This is a genomic window from Mesorhizobium zhangyense (assembly GCF_011045115.1).
Lineage (GTDB): Bacteria > Pseudomonadota > Alphaproteobacteria > Rhizobiales > Rhizobiaceae > Mesorhizobium_M > Mesorhizobium_M zhangyense.
In genome coordinates, this window is the sequence record NZ_JAAKZG010000017.1 from 14,551 (window position 1) to 32,961 (window position 18,411).

Annotated in this window: 15 protein-coding genes and 1 pseudogene; 5 read left to right on the forward strand and 11 right to left on the reverse strand. The window is 58.9% G+C overall.

Annotated features, from left to right (window positions below):
* Window positions 1–10: 10 nt before the first annotated feature.
* The 7 genes and pseudogenes from G6N74_RS26215 to G6N74_RS26240 all read right to left on the reverse strand — a co-directional run bounded on the left by G6N74_RS26215 (window position 11) and on the right by G6N74_RS26240 (window position 5,920).
* The gene (locus G6N74_RS26215) at window positions 11–1,147 is read right to left on the reverse strand and encodes an acyl-CoA dehydrogenase family protein (protein WP_165120942.1); all 1,137 of its coding nucleotides are present in this window, start codon (window positions 1,145–1,147) and stop codon (window positions 11–13) included.
* Between the two features lie 17 nt (window positions 1,148–1,164).
* Entirely contained in the window at window positions 1,165–2,364 is a 1,200-nt protein-coding gene (locus G6N74_RS26220) for an acyl-CoA dehydrogenase family protein (protein WP_165120943.1), read from the reverse strand.
* Between the two features lie 90 nt (window positions 2,365–2,454).
* On the reverse strand, window positions 2,455–3,366 hold the full coding sequence (locus G6N74_RS26225) for an SDR family NAD(P)-dependent oxidoreductase (protein ID WP_312857920.1): 912 nt from the start codon (window positions 3,364–3,366) through the stop codon (window positions 2,455–2,457).
* 149 nt (window positions 3,367–3,515) lie between these two features.
* Complete coding sequence (locus G6N74_RS31415; RefSeq protein WP_312857921.1) at window positions 3,516–3,737, reverse strand: Zn-ribbon domain-containing OB-fold protein; 222 nt, start codon at window positions 3,735–3,737, stop codon at window positions 3,516–3,518.
* Window positions 3,738–3,755: 18 nt separating this feature from the next.
* Window positions 3,756–3,899, reverse strand: a pseudogene (locus G6N74_RS31420) (zinc ribbon domain-containing protein); the annotation flags it as partial.
* Between the two features lie 3 nt (window positions 3,900–3,902).
* Window positions 3,903–5,072 (reverse strand): thiolase family protein, encoded by a 1,170-nt coding sequence (locus tag G6N74_RS26235; RefSeq protein WP_165120946.1) that lies wholly within the window; start codon window positions 5,070–5,072, stop codon window positions 3,903–3,905.
* 56 nt (window positions 5,073–5,128) lie between these two features.
* Window positions 5,129–5,920 carry an enoyl-CoA hydratase/isomerase gene (locus tag G6N74_RS26240; RefSeq protein ID WP_165120947.1) on the reverse strand — a complete coding sequence of 264 codons (792 nt, stop codon included), beginning with the start codon at window positions 5,918–5,920 and terminating at the stop codon, window positions 5,129–5,131.
* 268 nt (window positions 5,921–6,188) lie between these two features.
* Here G6N74_RS26240 and G6N74_RS26245 point away from each other — a divergent pair, with 268 nt between their 5' ends.
* Both G6N74_RS26245 and G6N74_RS26250 read left to right on the forward strand, forming a co-directional pair.
* A complete protein-coding gene (locus G6N74_RS26245) occupies window positions 6,189–7,721 on the forward strand; it encodes an AMP-binding protein (protein WP_165120948.1) in 1,533 nt (510 codons plus the stop codon).
* A gap of 36 nt (window positions 7,722–7,757) precedes the next feature.
* Entirely contained in the window at window positions 7,758–8,714 is a 957-nt protein-coding gene (locus G6N74_RS26250; RefSeq protein ID WP_165120949.1) for an NAD(P)H-dependent flavin oxidoreductase, read from the forward strand.
* Window positions 8,715–8,776: 62 nt separating this feature from the next.
* Here G6N74_RS26250 and G6N74_RS26255 read toward each other — a convergent pair whose 3' ends face one another.
* Entirely contained in the window at window positions 8,777–9,814 is a 1,038-nt protein-coding gene (locus G6N74_RS26255) for a TRAP transporter substrate-binding protein (protein WP_165120950.1), read from the reverse strand.
* Window positions 9,815–9,905: 91 nt separating this feature from the next.
* Window positions 9,906–10,943: an alpha/beta fold hydrolase gene (locus tag G6N74_RS26260; RefSeq protein WP_165120951.1), complete on the reverse strand. Its 1,038-nt coding sequence runs from the start codon at window positions 10,941–10,943 to the stop codon at window positions 9,906–9,908.
* 209 nt (window positions 10,944–11,152) lie between these two features.
* On the opposite strand from G6N74_RS26260, the gene G6N74_RS26265 reads away from it, so the two are divergent.
* The 3 genes from G6N74_RS26265 (at window position 11,153) to G6N74_RS26275 (ending at window position 14,885) form a co-directional block, all read left to right on the forward strand.
* Window positions 11,153–12,370 (forward strand): cytochrome P450, encoded by a 1,218-nt coding sequence (locus G6N74_RS26265; RefSeq protein ID WP_165120952.1) that lies wholly within the window; start codon window positions 11,153–11,155, stop codon window positions 12,368–12,370.
* 75 nt (window positions 12,371–12,445) lie between these two features.
* Window positions 12,446–13,153, forward strand: coding sequence for an EthD domain-containing protein (locus G6N74_RS26270; RefSeq protein ID WP_165120953.1), 708 nt, complete (start codon window positions 12,446–12,448; stop codon window positions 13,151–13,153).
* A 52-nt stretch (window positions 13,154–13,205) separates the two neighbouring features.
* Window positions 13,206–14,885, forward strand: coding sequence for an FAD-dependent oxidoreductase (locus G6N74_RS26275; RefSeq protein WP_165120954.1), 1,680 nt, complete (start codon window positions 13,206–13,208; stop codon window positions 14,883–14,885).
* An 82-nt stretch (window positions 14,886–14,967) separates the two neighbouring features.
* Here the strand turns inward: G6N74_RS26275 and G6N74_RS26280 are convergent, their stop codons facing one another.
* Complete coding sequence (locus G6N74_RS26280) at window positions 14,968–15,816, reverse strand: SDR family NAD(P)-dependent oxidoreductase (protein WP_165120955.1); 849 nt, start codon at window positions 15,814–15,816, stop codon at window positions 14,968–14,970.
* 200 nt (window positions 15,817–16,016) lie between these two features.
* Window positions 16,017–18,383 (reverse strand): thiamine pyrophosphate-binding protein, encoded by a 2,367-nt coding sequence (locus G6N74_RS26285; RefSeq protein ID WP_165120956.1) that lies wholly within the window; start codon window positions 18,381–18,383, stop codon window positions 16,017–16,019.
* Window positions 18,384–18,411 lie beyond the last annotated feature (28 nt).

The following is an 18,411-nucleotide window of genomic DNA, read 5'->3' on the forward strand; positions in this document are numbered from 1 at the left end:
TGTGGGGCGGTCAAGCCAGTTCGGATGGCAAGCTTGCGAAGCGCTTCTGATGAAAATCTATGTCGCCGAGCATCGTTTCGACCATGAGCAGTCGCTTGAAATAGTGGCCAATGGAAAGCTCGTTCGTCATGCCGATGCCTCCGTGAAGCTGAATGGCGTTGCGGCCGACGATGCGTGCCGAGCGACCAACCTGCACCTTGGCAGCCGAAGCGGCGCGGGCGCGCTCATTGGCGTCCGCGGTTGCCGAAACGGCCGCATAAAGTGTCATCGCGCGAGAACATTCCAGTTGCACCCTAAGATCGACGATACGGTGCTGGATGATTTGGAAATCGCCGATCGCCTGCCCGAACTGCTTGCGGACCTTTACATAGGCGAGCGTTGCCTCGATGAGCGCCTGCATGGCGCCAACGCCTTCCGCGCATAGATAGGCAATTGCGCGGTCGGTCACGGCCTCGACTGCCAGAAGGGCATCGCCTTCCGATCCTATCAGCGCCTCTGCGACCACATTGTCGAAGATGATGTCGGCGGCCTGCCGGTCATCGACGGTTGAATACGCGCGGATCGACACGCCGGGGTTCTTCGGGTCGACCAGAAACAGGCTGAGTCCAGTCTTGTCCGTCGTATCGCCACCCGTCCGTGCCAGAACGATCAGCTTGTCGGCGCTTGGCGCATCGAGCACGAGAATCTTCTCGCCCGAGATGGTGTATCCATTCGATGTTTTCTGAGCGTGCGTGGCGACGGTGTTGAGTGAGAAGCGCGATTGCTTCTCGGCAAAGGCGAAAGCCAGCCTGGCGGTGCCTTCCGCGATGCGCGGAAGCCATTCCGCTTTCTGCACCTCGGTTCCGGCTTCGAGAATGAGATTGCTACCAAACACGATCGACGAGAGGTATGGCTCGGTGACGAGATGAGAGCCGAAAGCCTCGCCGATGATCATCTGGTCGATCGCGCCGAATCCGAGCCCGCCATGGGCTTCCGGTATCGTGATGCCAAGCCAGCCCATACTGGCGAAACTCTTCCAGTTTTCTTCGGAATGGGGAGGCTTGCGTGCTATGAGCCGACGCCATTGGTCGAACTGATAATTCCGCCCAAGCCAACCCTGGAGGCTGTCTTTGAGCATGCTTTGCTCTTCGCTGAACCGGTAGTCCATGATTGTTGTCTCCCTGTTCAGGCGCCTGCGTAAATCATCTTGGCGAGAATGTTCTGCTGCGTCTCGGTAGAGCCGCCATAGATCGTTGCTGCGCGCAGGAAGAGGAATTCCTCCATCTTGCCCTGAGCGATATCCGGTGCGGATGGCGAGAACATCGAGCCGTCCTGCAGGCTTTCATAGGCGAGGCCGGAATAGCCCATGGCTTCGATCGACAATTCCGTGACGGCCTGTATGATTTGCGAACCGCGCAGCTTCAGGATGCTGGCCGAAAGCATGTTGTCGATACCCTGGTCCATTTCCCAGGCAATCCGCAGACCCATCTGCTCGAGCATTACCAGATCGATCTCAATTGCGGTTGCTTTCTCCTGAAATGAAGGATCGTCAAGCAAGGTGCCTTGCCCGACGGGCGTCTCGCGGGCGATCTGGCGAAGTCGTTGCAGGCGCCGCTTGGAGCGTGCGATCTCGGCGATGGTGAAGCGTTCATGCCCGAGAAGGAATTTGGCGTAGGTCCAGCCCTTGCCTTCCTCGCCCACAAGGCTCGAACGCGGAACCCGAACATTCTCGAAGAATGTTTCATTGAGGCTATGACCTCGATCGATCGAAATTATAGGGCGAATGGTGATGCCGGGCGTATCCACCGGAAACACCAGGAACGAGATGCCCTGTTGTGGCTTCACGGTGGTGTCCGTTCGTGCGAGGCAGAAAATCATATTGGCGTTGTGCGCCAGACTGGTCCAGATCTTCTGGCCGTTGATGATGTACTCGTCACCATCGACAACTGCCCTGGTTTTGAGCGAGGCAAGGTCAGACCCTGAACCGGGCTCGGAAAAACCCTGGCACCAGTAATCGTCGCCGGTGAGTATTCGTGGAAGATAGCGGGCCTTCTGCTCGTCGCTGCCGAAAGTGTAGATCACCGGGCCGACCATCGTGACGCCATGACCCGCCATCAGCGGCAGAGGACCGTCGGCCATGCAGTATTCTTCGTCGAAAATATAACGCTGAACGGCGCTCCAGCCGGTTCCGCCGTACTTCTTCGGCCACGAAGGCGCGGACCAGCCTTTTTGATGAAGGATCTTGGTCCAGCGCAGCATGTCTTCGGGATGAGTGTGAAACATCCGGCGGGCCGTATCCGCGATATCCGCCGGCAGATTTTCGCGGATGAACGCCCTGACTTCTTGGCGGAAAGCTTTGTCTTCCGCACTGAGCGCAAGATCCATGTCAATCTCCCGTTAGACGTATCGTGGCGTTACTGGGATGAGCCGTAGCCGGCATGACCAGCTACAATCTTTTTGACCAAGCTCGGCACCCTAGGCGCTCAGCGTATCCAGCCGCTCTTGCGTCTTTCCCTCCGTGCCGGCCGTCGACGGGTCAGCAGTCGAAAGGTCGTTGATCTTGTCGAACTGCTGATCGAACATATCGACCGTAATCGGCTTCGACGGATCGAACTGAACGCCCTTCGTCTCGAAATAGTGCAAACGGCCAAAACCACCGGCTGCGGCCGTGATGATCGTGGCCGTGACGTCGCAGCGTTCGCTGGCGAGCCAAGCGACGGCTGGAGAAACAAAGGCCGGGTCGAGCTTTTTCATGAAGCTTTCGTCGATGCCGAGATTGCCGGTCATCCGGGTAAGCGCACCCGGCGAGATGGCGTTCACAAGCACATTGTTCTTCCGCCCCTCGATGGCGAGGCAATTCATCAGGCCAAGCATGCCGGCCTTTGCCGAGCCATAGTTTGACTGGCCAAAATTGCCGCTAGTTCCGGCAATCGAGGTCGTGAAGATGACGCGTCCGTATTTCTGCTCGTTCATCAGGTTCCAGGCAGCCTTGGTGCAGTAGACGGTGCCCCAGTAATGAACCTGAAAAACTTCCGAAAAATCCTTAAGATCCGATTTTCCGAAGGATTTGTCCCTGAGGATGCCGGCGTTGTTGACCAGAATGTCTATCTTGCCGAACGCATCCACGGCGGACTTGATGATCTTTTCAGCGCTTTCCTGCGTTGCCACGCTTTCGTAGTTTGGCACCGCGTCGCCGCCGGCAGCCTTGATCTCGGCAACCACTTTGTCTGCAGCGGCGCTGTCGCCACCCACGCCATTGACGCTGCCGCCGAGGTCGTTGACCACGACTTTCGCGCCCTGCTTGGCAAGCAGCAATGCGTGCTGCCGACCGAGACCTGATCCGGCGCCCGTAACGACCGCCACCTTACCGTCCAGCCTTGTTGTCACGTCATTCTCCATTCATATCTACTGTTCAAATTTTGATCCGCGACAGCGCCGGGCGTGCCGCATCTTGCTGGCAGATGAGCCGAAACGGTCCCTCTCGCTCAATCCCCCCTTGAGGGACAAAGTTGGTGTCCCGGTTGTGGAATCGCCTTCTAAAGCGCAGCGCTTGGCCGGAACATTGGCGTTGGAACGCCTTCAAGATCGCGAAAGACGACGGAAACCTGTTGGTCGATGGCGATTTTATCGACCGGGCAATCGACGATGTTGGTCATCATCTTCGGGCCTTCGTCGAGGGTGACGAAGGCAATCGCATAAGGATCGCCGCGACGTGTGACGCTGTAGGAATAGATGCGCCCGTTGCCTGAACATTCCACCCACTGCACATTTGAGCTTAGGCAAAAGGGGCAAACGACGCGCGGGTAATAGAAGGCATCCCCGCACTCCTCGCATTTTTGGATCAGCAACTTGCCGTTGGTCGAACGCCATTGCGGTGCGCTATCTCGATCGGGGGCCGTGTCACTTTTGTTCAAAGTCATGGTTCAGACCCTTTCCAGGATGAGTGTCGCGCTGCCATGGCGCGATCCGAGATATCCGCCGGTTCCGTGAGCCAGCGCGAGGTCGCAATTCGCCACCTGCACCTTCGGGTGTGCTTCACCGCGAAGCTGACGGACGGCCTCGATCACTTTCGTCATGCCGCCCCTGTTGGCCGGATGATTGCTGCACAAACCGCCGCCGTCGGTGTTGAAGGGCAATTTGCCGATGCCCGAGATCAGGTTGCCATCGGCAACGAACCGGCCGCCCTGACCTTTCTCGCAGAAGCCCAAATCTTCGAGCGTCATCAGCACAGTGATGGTGAAACTGTCATAGATGGACGCATATTTGATGTCTGAGGGTTTGACACCCGCTTCCGAGAAGGCTGCCGGCCCTGACCAGACGCCGCCCGAAAATGTAAGATCGCTGCGCCCGCCATTGAGGTGCTTGATGGCTTCGCCAGCACCCCGGACCTTGATGAGCGGCCGGTTGAGGGTCCTGGCAACTTCCGGTGAGACCACGATGAGTGCGCCGCCGCCATCGCTGATCACGCAGCAATCGAGGCGGTGAAGTGGATCGGCCACCATAGGAGAGTTGAGCACGTCTTCCACCGTCACCACATCGCGCAACATTGCATGAGGGTTGTGCTGTGCATGATGGGACGCTGCCACCTTGACCCAGGCAAGTTGCTCGCTGGTTGTGCCAAATTCGTACATGTGACGCATCGCGCACATGCCATACAGATTGGCGATGGTGTGCCGGAAGGGCAGTTCGTAGGGCACCTCCGGAACAATAGGGTCGTTGAAGAAGGCCCCTTCACCCGCGGGTCCAGGCCCGGTGCGCGGCATCCCGGCCAGTGTGATGAGGGCGACTGAACATTTGCCCGCCGCTATCGCCTGCGCAGCGTGGCCGACGGCAAGTATATACGACGAACCACCGGTATCCGTGTTGTCGACATAGCGGGGCCTCAGGCCAAGATACTCGGCCATGTTCAAACCACCCATGCCCGGTGCGTCGCTGGCGCAGAAAAAGCCGTCGATATCCCGGCTGGTCAGCCCGGCGTCGGCCAGTGCACCGGCGGCCATCTCGGCGTGAAGCTGAGGGATGGTCTTGCCGGTCGCTTTGCGTGTGGGATGCTCGAAGGCTCCGGCAATATAGGCCTTACCATTTATGGACAAAGCAACGCTCCTGATGGGAAAAGTGATGGAATTAGTGGTCACAATCGGGGAGTAGGTCAGACCTTGCGATAGTCGGCAGCGCGCTTCTCGCGGAAGGCAGAAACTCCTTCCGCGAATTCCGGTCCGGTACTCGCAACGAGCTGGAAACGGTCTTCAAGGTCGAGCTGTTCCTCGAAGGAATTACCAGTCGTCTCCCAATAGAGACGCCGGATCTTGCCCTGCGCGCCAAGCGGCCCATCGGCGATCTGCCTAGCGATTGCCAGCGTCTCGGGCATAAGCTTCTCGTCGTCGAACACGCGGTTGACCAGACCCCATTCGAGCGCCTTCTCAGCGCCGAGCTTTTCGCCGAGAAGCGATAGCTCGCGTGCCCGCGCGCCGCCGATCTGTCTGGGCAGCAGCCAGGTCGAGCCGCAATCCGGCACGAGCCCGATGCGGCGGAAAGCCTGCAGGAAATAGGCTGAACGCGCGCAGGTTATTATGTCGCCCATCATGGCAAAGCTCATGCCCGCGCCTACTGCAGCGCCGTTCACGGCGGTGATGATAGGGATGTCGCTGTCGCGCAGTTGACGCAGGAAAGGATGATAGACGCGCTGGAGCACAGAACCGGCCTGCTCGGCGGGCACGTCATTGCCGCTGTCTTCGGAGAGATCGGCACCCGCACAGAATGCGCGGCCTTCGCCTGTGATGACAATGCATCGCACGCCGCTATCACTCGCGGTAAGAGTCTTGAATGCGCGCTCGATGACTGCCACCAGTGCCGGTGATACCGCGTTCATGACCTCAGGTCGCCTGATGGTCAGGATGCCGATCCCATCCTTGATGTCATGACCTATCCAGCTATCGCTCATCGCATTTCTTTCTTCGTGTCTAACGGCTTCATGCGCATTGGCTTTGGAACGCCTCCGCGAAACTCTTGCGTGATAGCTGAACGCACTCTGTCGCTCGCCGAAGAGTATTTCGCCGATGATGCATGAGATGTGACATCCGCCACCGGGCATATCCCCCTGTGCAGGGACGGCATCACTCCGCGTCGATGCTATGAACCGAACAGGCTCGGTGAAGGAGCGGTTTAGTCAGATATTCCGCAAGTCTCGGGCACGTCAAAGGGAGGTTGTGATGCTGAAGGACGTCATCGTCATCGGCGACCGTATTGTCAGTCGCGAAGCGCTCTTCGAGAAAGGGCTGAAGGCGTCGCGGGGCTTTCATGAACTGGGCCTCGGCGAGCAGGATGCCGTCGCCATCCTCATGCGCAACGACTTTTCCTTTTTCGAGGCGAGCCGAGGTGCCGCTACCATCGGTGTCTATGCAGTGCCGCTCAACTGGCACAACAAGAGCGACGAGATCGCCTATGTGATTGGCGATTCAAAGCCCAAGGTCATCGTCGCCCATTCCGACATACTGCTGGGTATCAGGGACGCGATCCCCGGCGACATCAACGTCTTCCTCGTTCCCGTCGAAGGGAAATCTGTTTCGGAATGCGAAGCGACCGCGGAGGCGAAACGCATTTTCCCTGGTGCCAAGGTCTGGTCGGAGTGGCTGGAAGGGTTTTCTCCATGGACCGAGGCGCCGCGTGCGCCGCGTGGAGCCGTTCTCTACACGTCGGGAACGACAGGCCGTCCCAAGGCAGTACGCAAGCCGGCCATGAAGCCCGAGGAACTGACGCAGTTCGTCAAGTTTCAGCGCATGATTTTCGGCATAGGCCCCGGCACCCGCGCGCTCGTTCTTGGCCCGCTCTATCATGCGATGCCGGATGCCAGTGGGCGTGCGGCTGTGGCGGAGGCCGAGATTGCGGTTCTTCAGCCGAAATTTGATGGAGAAGGCGTTTTGAAAATTATCGACGAGCATAAGATTACCCATGTGGCTCTTGTGCCGACCGCCTTCGTCCGGTTGTTGAAGCTGCCGCAGGAGGTGCGCGACCGCTACAATGTCTCGTCGCTGGTCTCCGTGACTCATACGGGCGGCCCTTGCCCGCCTGAAATAAAGCGGCAGATGATCGAATGGTGGGGGCCGGTCATCAACGAAGTTTATGGCGGCACCGAACAGGGCTGCACCTTTTTCTGCCGCTCGCAGGATTGGCTGCGCTATCCGGGCACCGTCGGCCTTCCGCTCGAAGGCACGCGCTATGCCATATTGGGGGACGACGGCAAGCCGCTTGCGGCAGGCGAGGTCGGCGAAATCTACGCGCGCAACCCCGCCTATGGTGATTTTACCTATGTCGGCCGCGACGAGCAGCGCCGTGAAGTCGAGCGGGATGGCATGATCACTTTAGGCGACGTCGGTTATGTGAACGACGAGGGTTTCCTGTTCCTGTGCGACCGAAAGCGCGACATGGTGATCTCTGGCGGCGTAAACATCTATCCGGCCGAAATCGAATCCGTTCTGCTGACGAATGATGATGTTCGTGACTGCGCTGTCTATGGAATTCCCGACGACGATCTCGGCGAGACACTGGTCGCTGCGGTACAATTGAAGGATGGTGTGGCGAAGAATGCCGACGCTATCCGCGATTTTCTGACGGCGCGGCTGACAAACTACAAGGTTCCCAAGTCGATCGAATTTCACAGCTCACTGCCGCGGGAAGACAGCGGCAAGATATTCAAGAGGAAGCTGCGTGACCCGCATTGGGAAGGTCGCGCCCGCGCGATCTGAAACACCCTGCCATCAGCCTGACCGGAGAGCCAAACCATGAATTACTGGACGCCACAGAACAAACCGCTCAAGCTGCCTATGGTTTGCGCACCGCTGTTCATCGTTTCAGGGCCTGATCTGGTGATCGCGCAATGCAAGGCGGGCGTCGTAGGTTCGATGCCGGCGCTGAACGCGCGGACCCCGGACATTTTCGACGAATGGCTAACGCGCATCGAGCGTGAACTTTCTGAGCATGACGCGGAGCATCCCGATCATCCTTCGGCTCCCTATGCGGTCAATCTGATCGTCCACAAGTCGAACCAGATTCTGGAAGCCCAGCTGGAAGTCTGCGTCAGGCACAAGGTGCCAGTGATCATAACCTCGCTGGGTGCGCGTCCAGAGGTCAACGCTGAGATCCATTCCTATGGCGGGGTCGTATTGCATGATGTCGTCAATCTCATCCACGCCCGCAAGGCGGTCGAACGTGGTGCGGACGGCTTGATCGCCGTGGCGGCGGGAGCGGGCGGGCATGCGGGCGCGCTTTCGCCTTTCGCACTTATCCAGGAGATACGGGACTGGTGGGACGGTCCACTCCTGCTGTCCGGCGCGATATCGACAGGACAGGCGGTTCTATCGGCGCAGCTCATGGGGGCGGATCTAGCCTATTGCGGATCCTGCTTCATTCCCGCTGAAGAGGCGTCGGCTGTTCCCGATTACAAGCAGATGATTCTCGACGCGACCTCCGCCGACATCATCTACACCGACAAAGTCTCCGGGACGCCAGCTAACTTCTTGAGGCAATCCTTGCAACGTGTCGGCATCGATCTGGGTGGAGATCGTCCTGAAGCTGACTATGGCGATTTGCTCGGAAGCGCGAAAGCCTGGCGGGATATATGGAGTGCGGGGCACGGCGTCGGTGCGATCCGCAACGCTGCGACAGTGGCGGAAATCGTTGATAAATTCGCCAGCGAATATCGCGCGGCTCTTTCCCGTGCCGGCCGCCTTGCGGCTTGAGAGGTTCAAATTGTTGCGGAAAATGACGGCTCCAAGGAGAGGCCGTCATTCTCCATAGGCGCCTATTGTCCCTTGGAGCCGGCGACAATTTCCGCACGGAAGGCAGCCAACAGGCCTTCCGGGTCGGGAATGCCCTTTTCCTTTGCCCTGGCAATCCAGTTCACTTCGACAGGCTTCAACAATTCGGCAAACTTCGTCACCATTTCGGGGTTTGCCGTGTCGATCTCATAGCCGGCCTCACGCATGATGCCGAAAGCCTCCTCGTCAGCCTTCGTATAACCGGTACCCACCGCTTCAGCCAATTTCTCGGTTGAGACCGCAAGTATTGCCTTTTGATCCTCCTCGGAAATCTCGGCCCATTTGTCCTTATTTACGCCCATAAGGCCGATCGAATTGGCCAGTCCACCGGGAATTACCATCACATATTTGAGAAGTTCGAGCTGATTGAACCCAGGTATGGAGTTCGGGATCGTTGTCTGTCCGTCGATCGCGCCTGTCGCCAGCATCTCGTAGGCTTCAGAGGCCGTCTTGTGGATCGGCACCGCACCCATAAGGGTCAACGCGTCCGTCGTCGTATTGTTGGGACTGCGCAGTTTGAGACCTCGAAAGTCTTCGGCTGATTTGATCGGCCTCTTGGCCGTGAATGTCTGGATCGGTGAGATGGTGAAGACCGACAGAACTTCGATGCCGGCAAATTCGTTGAATCCCGCGAGATGTTTACGATAAGTGCGGTCGAATGCGGGAGACATGACAGAGGAATTGTCGCCGCCTAGCGGAAGCTCGCCAATTTCCGTCGAGACGAAGCGTCCGGGCGTGTAGGAAGCGTTGATGTAGGAGATGTCGGCCAGTCCATCGCGAACGACATCGAACTGACTGGCGGCGGTGCCCACGACCTTGGGCAGGACCTCGAACTTGACCCGCCCGTCCGTGACCTGTTCCACTTCGGCCATCCATGGCACGAAGACATCCTTGTAGAGGAACAGTGTCTGTGGCAGCCAGTTAGAGTATCTTAGGGTGACGGTTTCAGCAAAGGCGGCTGCTGTCGTTGCGACTGATAGTGCGAGTGCTGTTGCCATACTCGCGATGAATTTCATTTTCATGGGTTCTCCTCCAACCGCCGCAAAATGCGTCGGACGAACCAGTGTTCGAAAAGGAGGGCGGCAAGTCTGTCCCTCGTCGGGTGACTTCAGGTCAATGATGGATTGGCCAGGACTGCGGGACCTTCGTTGCCAGCCATTGTGCTAGGATGGCATTGACCTCAACGGGCTTTTCCTGAGCCATCCAGTGTCCTGACATGACGACATCGGTGGTCAGGTCTCGGCAGAAGGCTTTCATGGGATCGGCAAGGCGTGAATCGACGGATTCGCAGGTGATATCGTAGCGCCCGGCAATGAACAGAACCGGCATGTCGAGATAGCCGCCGTTCACGGATTTTTCCGAATAAGCGAAATTGGCAGCGTCGTTCATGTAATAGGAATCGGGTCCGAAGAAACCATTTCGTGACAGGCTCTCGGCATAAGCACAAAGCTCCTCTTCCGAGATGACGGTTTCATCACGCACAAGATCAGGGGCACGATCCACGCCGCCGAACCAGCCGCCCGCATCGAAGACCTTCACGTGGCTGCTGGGTTTGCCGAGGGCTTCAGGATTGCCGCGCCTGAACAGAGCCTTGATCGCCGCATAGGGATCGGCCTCGAAGACACCCGTCGCGCGCTGAAAACGCTCGTGATAGAAACGCATATAGGCCCACTGCCCCCACGGATATTTTTCGTCCGGATAGATCGCCCGGTCGACAAGCGGCAGGAGCGCTTCCACGCCGCGCTCGATCGTGCGGTAGGGGACGCAGAGATTGGCCACGCCGTGGCAGCGCTCGGGATGATGACTGGCTATGCCCCACACTGTCGCGGTTCCCCAGTCATGTCCGACCCATATCGCCTTTTCCGCACCTAGAGCGTCGAGAAGCGCCACCATATCCGCAACGATATGCTCCTGGGTGTAGGCGTCGTGGGTGCGATGGATGGCAGAACGGCCATAGCCGCGCATGTCGGGGGCAATCGCCCGGAAGCCGAGGGCTCCGAAGCACGGCAGAATGTGACGCCAGCTTATCGCGAGTTCGGGCCAGCCGTGGATGAAGACGATCACCGGCCCGTCATTCGGTCCACATTGAAGATAGAAGGTCTCGCGCGTGCCTGTTCGAACGAAATGCTCGGTGATGCTTGCGGTCCTCATTGTAGGCCTCCCGTGATTTCGTGTTTCGCTCATACCTCTGCGGAAAGTGAATAGGTTGTTTGTGGGCGTTTGAGTGTCCCGCTCCTGGGGACGTGAAGGTCTACAACCGACTCTGGTCCCATGTTTGGGGGACGGCGTTTCGACGCTGCTCGTCTAGCATTGCAACTCATTGACACCGTGATCGCGGTTTGTTTCGTGCGGAGGATGGAATGAGTGTAGCTGCCCGGAAGTCGGAAACAATCGAGCCGCCGATTCTCGATCTCGACCCCTATTCGATGGAAGTGCTGTCGAATCCGCTCCCTTTCTATCGTGAAGTACTCGCCACAGGCCCGGTGGTGCGGATAGCGAAATACGGCATCTACGGCGTTGGCCGATATGATGAACTCCGCGAGGTGGTGACGGATTATACGCGGTTCACAGCCGAAAGCGGTGTCGGCATCACCGATGCGCGCCAACCGGGTTTCGACGGCCGGCCGCCCAGCGCACTGGTCGAGGTCGATCCGCCGCAGCATACCGACACGCGCCGCGTTGCCAACAAGATCATGTCGCCGCTTATCATCCGCAAATGGCGTTCGCTGTTTGAGCAGAAGGCGAAGGAGGCAGTCGACCGCATCCTCGACATGAGGGAGTTCGACGGCATCCATGATCTGGTCGAGGCCGTCGTGTTCGGCGGCTTTCCTGTCGCCATGGGCATCCGATTCGATGCCGATGCAATCCGCGCGATCGGCTATATGTCGTTCAACCAGACCGGGCCGAAGAATGAACTTTATTATAAGGGCTTGGCTGCTGGCGAGCCCTACATGGATTGGTTCATGGCCGCATGCCAGGCCGACAGCGTGTCGCCCGACTCGATCGCCGACCAGTTTTTCAAGGCCGAGGAGGCCGGCGAGCTTCCGGCGGGTATCGCATCCAACATCACGCGGTCTCTGGTCCGTGGCGGCATGGACACGACGATCAGCGGCATCAGCACGACTGTCAGCCAGCTTGCGCAGAACCCGGACCAGTGGACGATCCTGAAGGAGAATCCGGCACGGGTTCGCTTCGCATTCGACGAGGGGCTGCGTTTCGAAGCTCCGAACCATCTTGTCTACAGGTCGACGGCCTGCGACACGGAACTGGGCGGCTGCTTTCTGAAAGCCAATACGAAGATCGCGACGTTTCCGAGCGCGGCAAACCGCGACCCGCGCAAATGGGAAAATCCCGACACGTTCGACGTCATGCGCAACACCGCCAACATCCATATGTCGTTCGGTGCCGAGACGCATAATTGCATCGGCCAGAATGTCGCTCGGTTGGAGGCCGAGTGCATTCTCAACGAACTCGTCGCGCGGGTGGCCACGATCGAACTGGCAGGCGAGCCCGAATATCTCATCCACAATCAGCTTCGGACCCTGGGCAGGCTGCCCTTACGGGTGACGCCAGCCTGACAAGTGCGGGGATTGATGTTTTGACCGCAGGCGAGGCCAGCCTCGTCTGCACGGCATTCAAGGGTATAGCTTAACATGATCCGTAAATTCGTATTCTTGAAACGAAAGCCTGGTCTGACGCATCAAGCGTTCCGGGACCATTGGCACGGGCCGCACGCATCGGTTATCTCCACTCGCCCGGAATTCTGGAAAGACACAGCGCGCTACGTGCAGAACCGTGTCCTGCCGGCTGTTGCCGATGTTACGCCGGAACCGCAGTGGGACGGGCTCGTGCAGATCGAACTCAAGGACGGCGCTCCCTCGTCGGCGGAGATTCGCGATGATCCGCGCAACAAGGAAGTGTCAACCGACGAGGGCGATTTCGTTGACACGGATCAACGCGTCCAGTTCTTTGCCGAGGAGAAAGTGGTCGTTGATGGTCCGACCCGCGGCGTCAAAATACTGAGCCTGCCGAGACGGCGCGCAGGGCTCAGCCCTGCCGAGTTCAGCCGTCACTACAGGGAAGTGCATGGTGAATTGGTGCGCAGGAACGAGGCATTCACCAAATATGCCAACCGCTACGTTCAACATCATTTGCTTGCCGACACGGTGAAGGCGACCGGCGGCTTTGTGCCATATGATGGAATATCGGAATTCTGGTTCGACAGCCTTGATCACGCCAAGGCGGCCTGGGCAGCACCCTCTTACATGGCCGAGTTGCGCTCGGACGAGAAGAATTTCGTTGGCAGCCCGCCCTCGCACCGGCTTATCGTCGAAGAAATCATAGTCGTGCCGGGTCGCTGAGCGGAGGTGAAGCCAATTGCATGGCTTCAAGGGAAGAAAACAGGGTACGTTGATGAGCGAATTCGATGTGATCGTGGTTGGTTCGGGCGTTGGCGGAATGACCACCGCAATCGTTGCTGCCAAGCAAGGGCTCAAGGTTCTGGTGGTCGAAAAGACAAAGTTTTTCGGCGGGACCACCGCCTTTTCCGGCGGTGTCGCCTGGATACCCAACAACCATCACATGAAATCCGTGGGGGTCGATGACAGCCGCGAAAAGGTGGTCGAGTATCTGAGAAGCGTGCTCGGCAATCACTATGAAGCCGCGAAGATAGAAGCCTTCGTCGACAACGCGCCAGACATGCTGCGTTACATGGAAGCCAACACGGCGCTCGAATTCGTGCCGGCCGCAACGCCGGATTATGAGCCGCAGCATGGTGGAGCTTCGCATTATCGCGGCGTTCTCGCGAGAGAGTTCGACGGGCGTCGGCTCGGAAAGTATTTCAAGGCGTTGCGTCGCCCACGCCCGGAACTCACGGTGTTCGATAGCATGCAGGTTGCCGGGGCGGATATCATCCCGTTGCGCAAAGCCTTTCGCACCGTCAAAGGCTTCGTGCACACGACGAAGATGGTGGTCAGATATGCCGGCCAGAAGCTACTTCACGGCCGGGGTACCCGGCTGGTTAGTGGCAACGCCCTTGCAGGCCGCCTGCTTCGATCGGCTATCGATGCTGGAGTGACGCTATGGTCCGAAACACCTGCGCGCAGGCTGATCATCGAAGATGGCAAGGTCGCTGGCCTGGTGGTCGTTCACGACGATCGGGAAACCACGATCCGGGCACGCCATGCCGTGGTAATGGCTAGTGGCGGCTTCGGTGCGAATGACGAGATGCGCAAGCAGTTCATGCCGCTTGCCGAACATCATGTTTCGCTTCAACCGGAAAGCAATGTTGGTGACGGCGTGAAGATGGGTGTCGAGGCGGGCGGCAACCTCGTTACGACGAACCCATCCAACGGCATCTTCATTCCAGTTTCGACATCACGTCTGCCCGACGGCTCGCTGGCAAAGTTCCCGCACATCATGATCGACCGCTATATGCCGGGTTCGATCGCCGTCGATCCTTCGGGAAAGCGCTTCGTCAACGAGGCGGATTCCTACCAGAACTTCGTCATGAAGATGCAGCAGCTTGGCCTGCCCAACGTGCATATGATCGCGGATCGTCAATTCCTGCGGACCTACGGCATGGGCCTGGCGCGGCCGTTCCCCTATCCGGTGCGACCATGGCTCGACAATGGGTATCTCATCGAAGCCCCGTCTATCGAGGCGCTCGCCGGCAGGATCGGCGTCGATGCGAAGACGCTTGAAGAAACGGTCGCGAAGTTCAACCGTCATGCGGTCAATGGAGAAGACCCTGATTTCGCGCGGGGTGTCGACGCCCATTCGCGGTTTCGCGGCGATCAGGAGAACAAGCCGAACCCGAGCCTTGCACCGATACTGAAGCCTCCATTTTATGCCATCGTTCTCATTCCCGGCGATCTCAGCTCGGTTGCGGGCCTCAATACCGATGAGAAAGCACGGGTATTGAATAAGACAGGAGACGTCATTCGCGGGCTCTATGCGGTTGGTCTCGACATGAATTCGATGACACGCGGTCTTTATCCCGCCGGCGGTTCCAGCCTCGGCCCCGGCCTCACCTTCGGCTATATCGCTGCCCGTGACATTGCCTCATCCGCTGGTCGAGAGTTGCAAAACTAAGCAGAAACAGCCGCACGTTGGTGAAAAGGCGGAATTCGACAACATCGGACTCCGCCTTTGGCTTTCGGTGCGGTCGCGAAAACTACGCGCGTTCCAGTTGTTCGGCGGCGGCGTTGACCGCTCCGAGCTGACCGCTGGCCGATGCTTCCGGGCCTCGATGCAAGGTGAGGCCACCGTCCACCGGTAATGCGACGCCGGTAATGAAGTCGGAAGCTTCAGAGGCCAGGAATAGGGCTGCGTCTGCGATATTGCGTGGATCGCCTGCCTGGGGGAGAACCTGCATCCTGGCGAAGCGGCCAAGGTCCAGTCCGAGGCGGTCACCCATATCGGCGTCGCCGCCGATATGTCCGCTCCAGATGGAGGTCGGGAATGCGCCGGGAACAATGATATTGACGCGGATACTGTGCTGCCCGAGCGCGAAGGCGGCATAGCGGCCGGCGGAAATGACGCCGGCCTTGGCGACCGTATAAGCGAAGGGACCCGAACCGCCGAGGGCGACCGCCGCTGCGGAGGAGGTGAGGATGATGGAGCCTTTACCCCGCTTCTTCATCGGATTGATCGCGTGCTTGATGGTCAGCATCGTGCTGCGAAGGAGCAGGTTCTGCGTGTCGTCCCAACCCGCCGTCGACATGTCCTCGATGCTGGAATTGTCTCCGACGGCACCGGCATTGTGATACATCACGTCAAGCCCGCCGAAACTGTCGACTGCCAGAGCTACCGCTGCGGCGATGTCTTCCTCGCTGCGAATGTCGCAGCGCGAAAAACGAAGCTGGCCGGGAAAACGCTGCTCCAGCGCCAGACCTTTCTCAGCCTGGATGTCAGCGATGACCAGCTTGGCACCTTCCTTTATGAAGAGCTCGGTCGCAGCCAGTCCCATACCGGAAACGCCACCTGTAATTATTGCAACCTTGCCGTCCAAGCGTCCTGCCATTGTCCTGCCTTTCACATGGCCGGCGACTTGCCGGCGCTTTTTGCAGGCAGACTAGCTTCTACGATTTGGTCGGGTGTCCCTTCGAGCGGGGGCGAATGTCGAATTGACGGTCGAAAAGCTTGGCCTGCCGCATCGAAAACTCGTCAAAGAATAATGGCCGCTTTACGCGGCCATGCTTCGAGTGGAACGCGAAGTTCCTGTTATCTGCGTGCGGCCAGTTCTCGCGCAGCATCCTCCACGGCATCGGCGTCCAGACCATAGATGCGATAGAGGTCCGTCAGGTCGCCGCATTGGCCGAAGCGATTGACGCCGAGTGCGTGAACCGGATTGCGCTGCACGCTGCCGAGCCAAGCGAGTGCCGTCGGATGGCCATCCTGCATGGTAACGATGCCCGCGTCGCGAGGCAGGGCCTCCAGCAATGTCTCTATATGTGAGGTGACGTCTGCCTCGCCCTGCCTGCGTCTGCGGCAAGCCTCGTCCCACCCCCGGTAGAGATGGTCGGGGGAGGTAATGGCCAGAATGCCGGGTCCCGGCGAACGGCCGGCAAAAGCGCTCACCGCGTGGATCGCTTCAGGCGCGATTGCGCCGCAATATGCGATGGCGAGGTTCGCGCCAGGATCTGGCCGTCGCAACCAGTAGGCGCCGTTGACGATGTCGCGCCGGTCGGCTTCACTCAACTGCCGTTGCGGTTGTTCGAGTGCGCGGGTCGAAAGCCGCAGATAGACCGAGCCGCCTTCCTCATCCTGCATGTAGCCGAAGCCCCATTCCATGATCGTGGCGAGTTCGTCGGCGAATGCCGGTTCGAAATAGGTGAGGCCATCCTGCGCCATGCCAATCAGCGGTGTGTTGACGGATTGATGGGCACCGCCTTCCGGAGCCAAGGTGATGCCGGACGGTGTCGCCGTCAGCATGAAGCGGGAGTCCTGATAACAGGCATAGATCAGCGCATCGAGGCCACGATTGATGAAAGGGTCGTAGACCGTTCCCACTGGCAGCAGGCGGGTTCCGAAGAAGTCATGGGAAAGCCCGAGTTGCGAAAGCATCAGGAAAAGATTGTTCTCGGCAATGCCGAGCTCCATGTGCTGGCCAGACGGCTTGCCCTGCCATTTCTGCACGGAAGGAACCTTCTCCACCTGAAAGATGTCGGCGTTCTGGAAGCGATTGAACAGTCCGCGGCGGTTCACCCATCCAGAGAGGTTGGTGGACACGGTGACATCCGGCGAGGTGGTGACGATCCTGTCCGCCAGCGCACCGCCTTCGCGTCCCAGTGTCGTCATGATCTTGCCGAAAGCCTCCTGCGTGGACATCTCGCGCCCGTCCGGAACGGCAATAGGCGGGACGCCAACCGCCGGCGCTGAGCGCTCGCTTTTGCGTGCGGCGAAAGGAACGTTCTCCAGAAATGCTTGCAGTCGCCGTTGCGGGATCGCTATCCCTTCGAAAGGTTCCCACTCGCGTCCTGCACGAACGTCGGACGTCGCGCGGAAGGCTTCTACCTGGGTGGCCGTAAGCTGCCCTGCATGATTGTCCTTGTGTCCGGCCAGCGGCAGGCGATGGCCCTTGATCGTGTATGCCAGGAACAGTGTTGGCTGTTCGTCGGCCGAGGCATCGAAGGCGTCGAGGATGGTGGCGAGATCATGTCCGCCCAGATTGCACATCAACTCGCCAAGGGCGTTGTCGTCATGCGCATCGAGCAGCGCTCCCAGACCTGACGCGCCGGAAAGATCGATCTTCAGCCTTTCGCGCCAAGCCCCGCCGCCCTTGAAGGAGAGCGCCGAATAAAGCTGGTTAGGGCATCTGTCGATCCAGTCGAGCAATGCCTCGCCTGAGGGGCCGTGGCGTGCTGCTTCGAGCTTTTTGCCGTATTTCAACGTGACCGTGCGCCAGCCGAAATTCTCGAACAGATTGAGGAATTTCGGCGCAAGCTGATCGTTTATGACGCCGTCCAGGCTTTGGCGGTTGTAGTCGACGATCCACCAAAGATTGCGTACGTCGTGCTTCCAGCCTTCGAGTACAGCTTCGAAAATATTGCCTTCGTCGAGTTCCGCATCGCCCATCAGGGCAATCATCCGGCCGGGCCGCCGGCCTGCAGACATCATGTCACGCCCCATCACGAGATCCTGCGCTAGCGAGGCAAAAAGCGTCGCCGCGACGCCAAGCCCGACAGAACCTGTCGAGAAATCCACGTCTACGGAATCCTTGGTGCGGGAAGGGTAGGATTGCGCGCCACCCAGTCCGCGGAAATTTATCAGCTGGTCGCGGCTTTGACGGCCGAGCAGATACTGGATCGCGTGAAAGACGGGCGATGCATGCGGCTTTACGGCCACACGATCTTCCGGCCGCAAGGTGTGAAAATAGAGAGCCGTCATCAGGGTAACCAGCGACGCACTGGAGGACTGATGCCCGCCGACCTTCAGTCCATCACGCGATGGACGGATCGCATTGGCGTTGTGGATCATCCATGTCGATAGCCAGAGTGCGCGCTTTTCAAGTTCACGCAGTGTCTCGATCAGCGAAGCGCGTTCCTCGCCGCTGTGATTGGTCGTGTCGAATTTGCGCAACGCCGTCATGAAGCTTCCTCCCGATAGGTCGCAAGAG

Bases quoted from the DNA above. Each gene is read 5' to 3' on its own strand.
- G6N74_RS26215 (WP_165120942.1), bottom strand. From the start codon at position 1,147: ATGGACTACCGGTTCAGCGAAGAGCAAAGCATGCTCAAAGACAGCCTC.
- G6N74_RS26220 (WP_165120943.1), bottom strand. From the start codon at position 2,364: ATGGATCTTGCGCTCAGTGCGGAAGACAAAGCTTTCCGCCAAGAAGTC.
- G6N74_RS26240 (WP_165120947.1), bottom strand. From the start codon at position 5,920: ATGAGCGATAGCTGGATAGGTCATGACATCAAGGATGGGATCGGCATC.
- G6N74_RS26245 (WP_165120948.1), top strand. From the start codon at position 6,189: ATGCTGAAGGACGTCATCGTCATCGGCGACCGTATTGTCAGTCGCGAA.
- G6N74_RS26250 (WP_165120949.1), top strand. From the start codon at position 7,758: ATGAATTACTGGACGCCACAGAACAAACCGCTCAAGCTGCCTATGGTT.
- G6N74_RS26255 (WP_165120950.1), bottom strand. From the start codon at position 9,814: ATGAAAATGAAATTCATCGCGAGTATGGCAACAGCACTCGCACTATCA.
- G6N74_RS26260 (WP_165120951.1), bottom strand. From the start codon at position 10,943: ATGAGGACCGCAAGCATCACCGAGCATTTCGTTCGAACAGGCACGCGC.
- G6N74_RS26265 (WP_165120952.1), top strand. From the start codon at position 11,153: ATGAGTGTAGCTGCCCGGAAGTCGGAAACAATCGAGCCGCCGATTCTC.
- G6N74_RS26270 (WP_165120953.1), top strand. From the start codon at position 12,446: ATGATCCGTAAATTCGTATTCTTGAAACGAAAGCCTGGTCTGACGCAT.
- G6N74_RS26275 (WP_165120954.1), top strand. From the start codon at position 13,206: ATGAGCGAATTCGATGTGATCGTGGTTGGTTCGGGCGTTGGCGGAATG.
- G6N74_RS26280 (WP_165120955.1), bottom strand. From the start codon at position 15,816: ATGGCAGGACGCTTGGACGGCAAGGTTGCAATAATTACAGGTGGCGTT.
- G6N74_RS26285 (WP_165120956.1), bottom strand. From the start codon at position 18,383: ATGACGGCGTTGCGCAAATTCGACACGACCAATCACAGCGGCGAGGAA.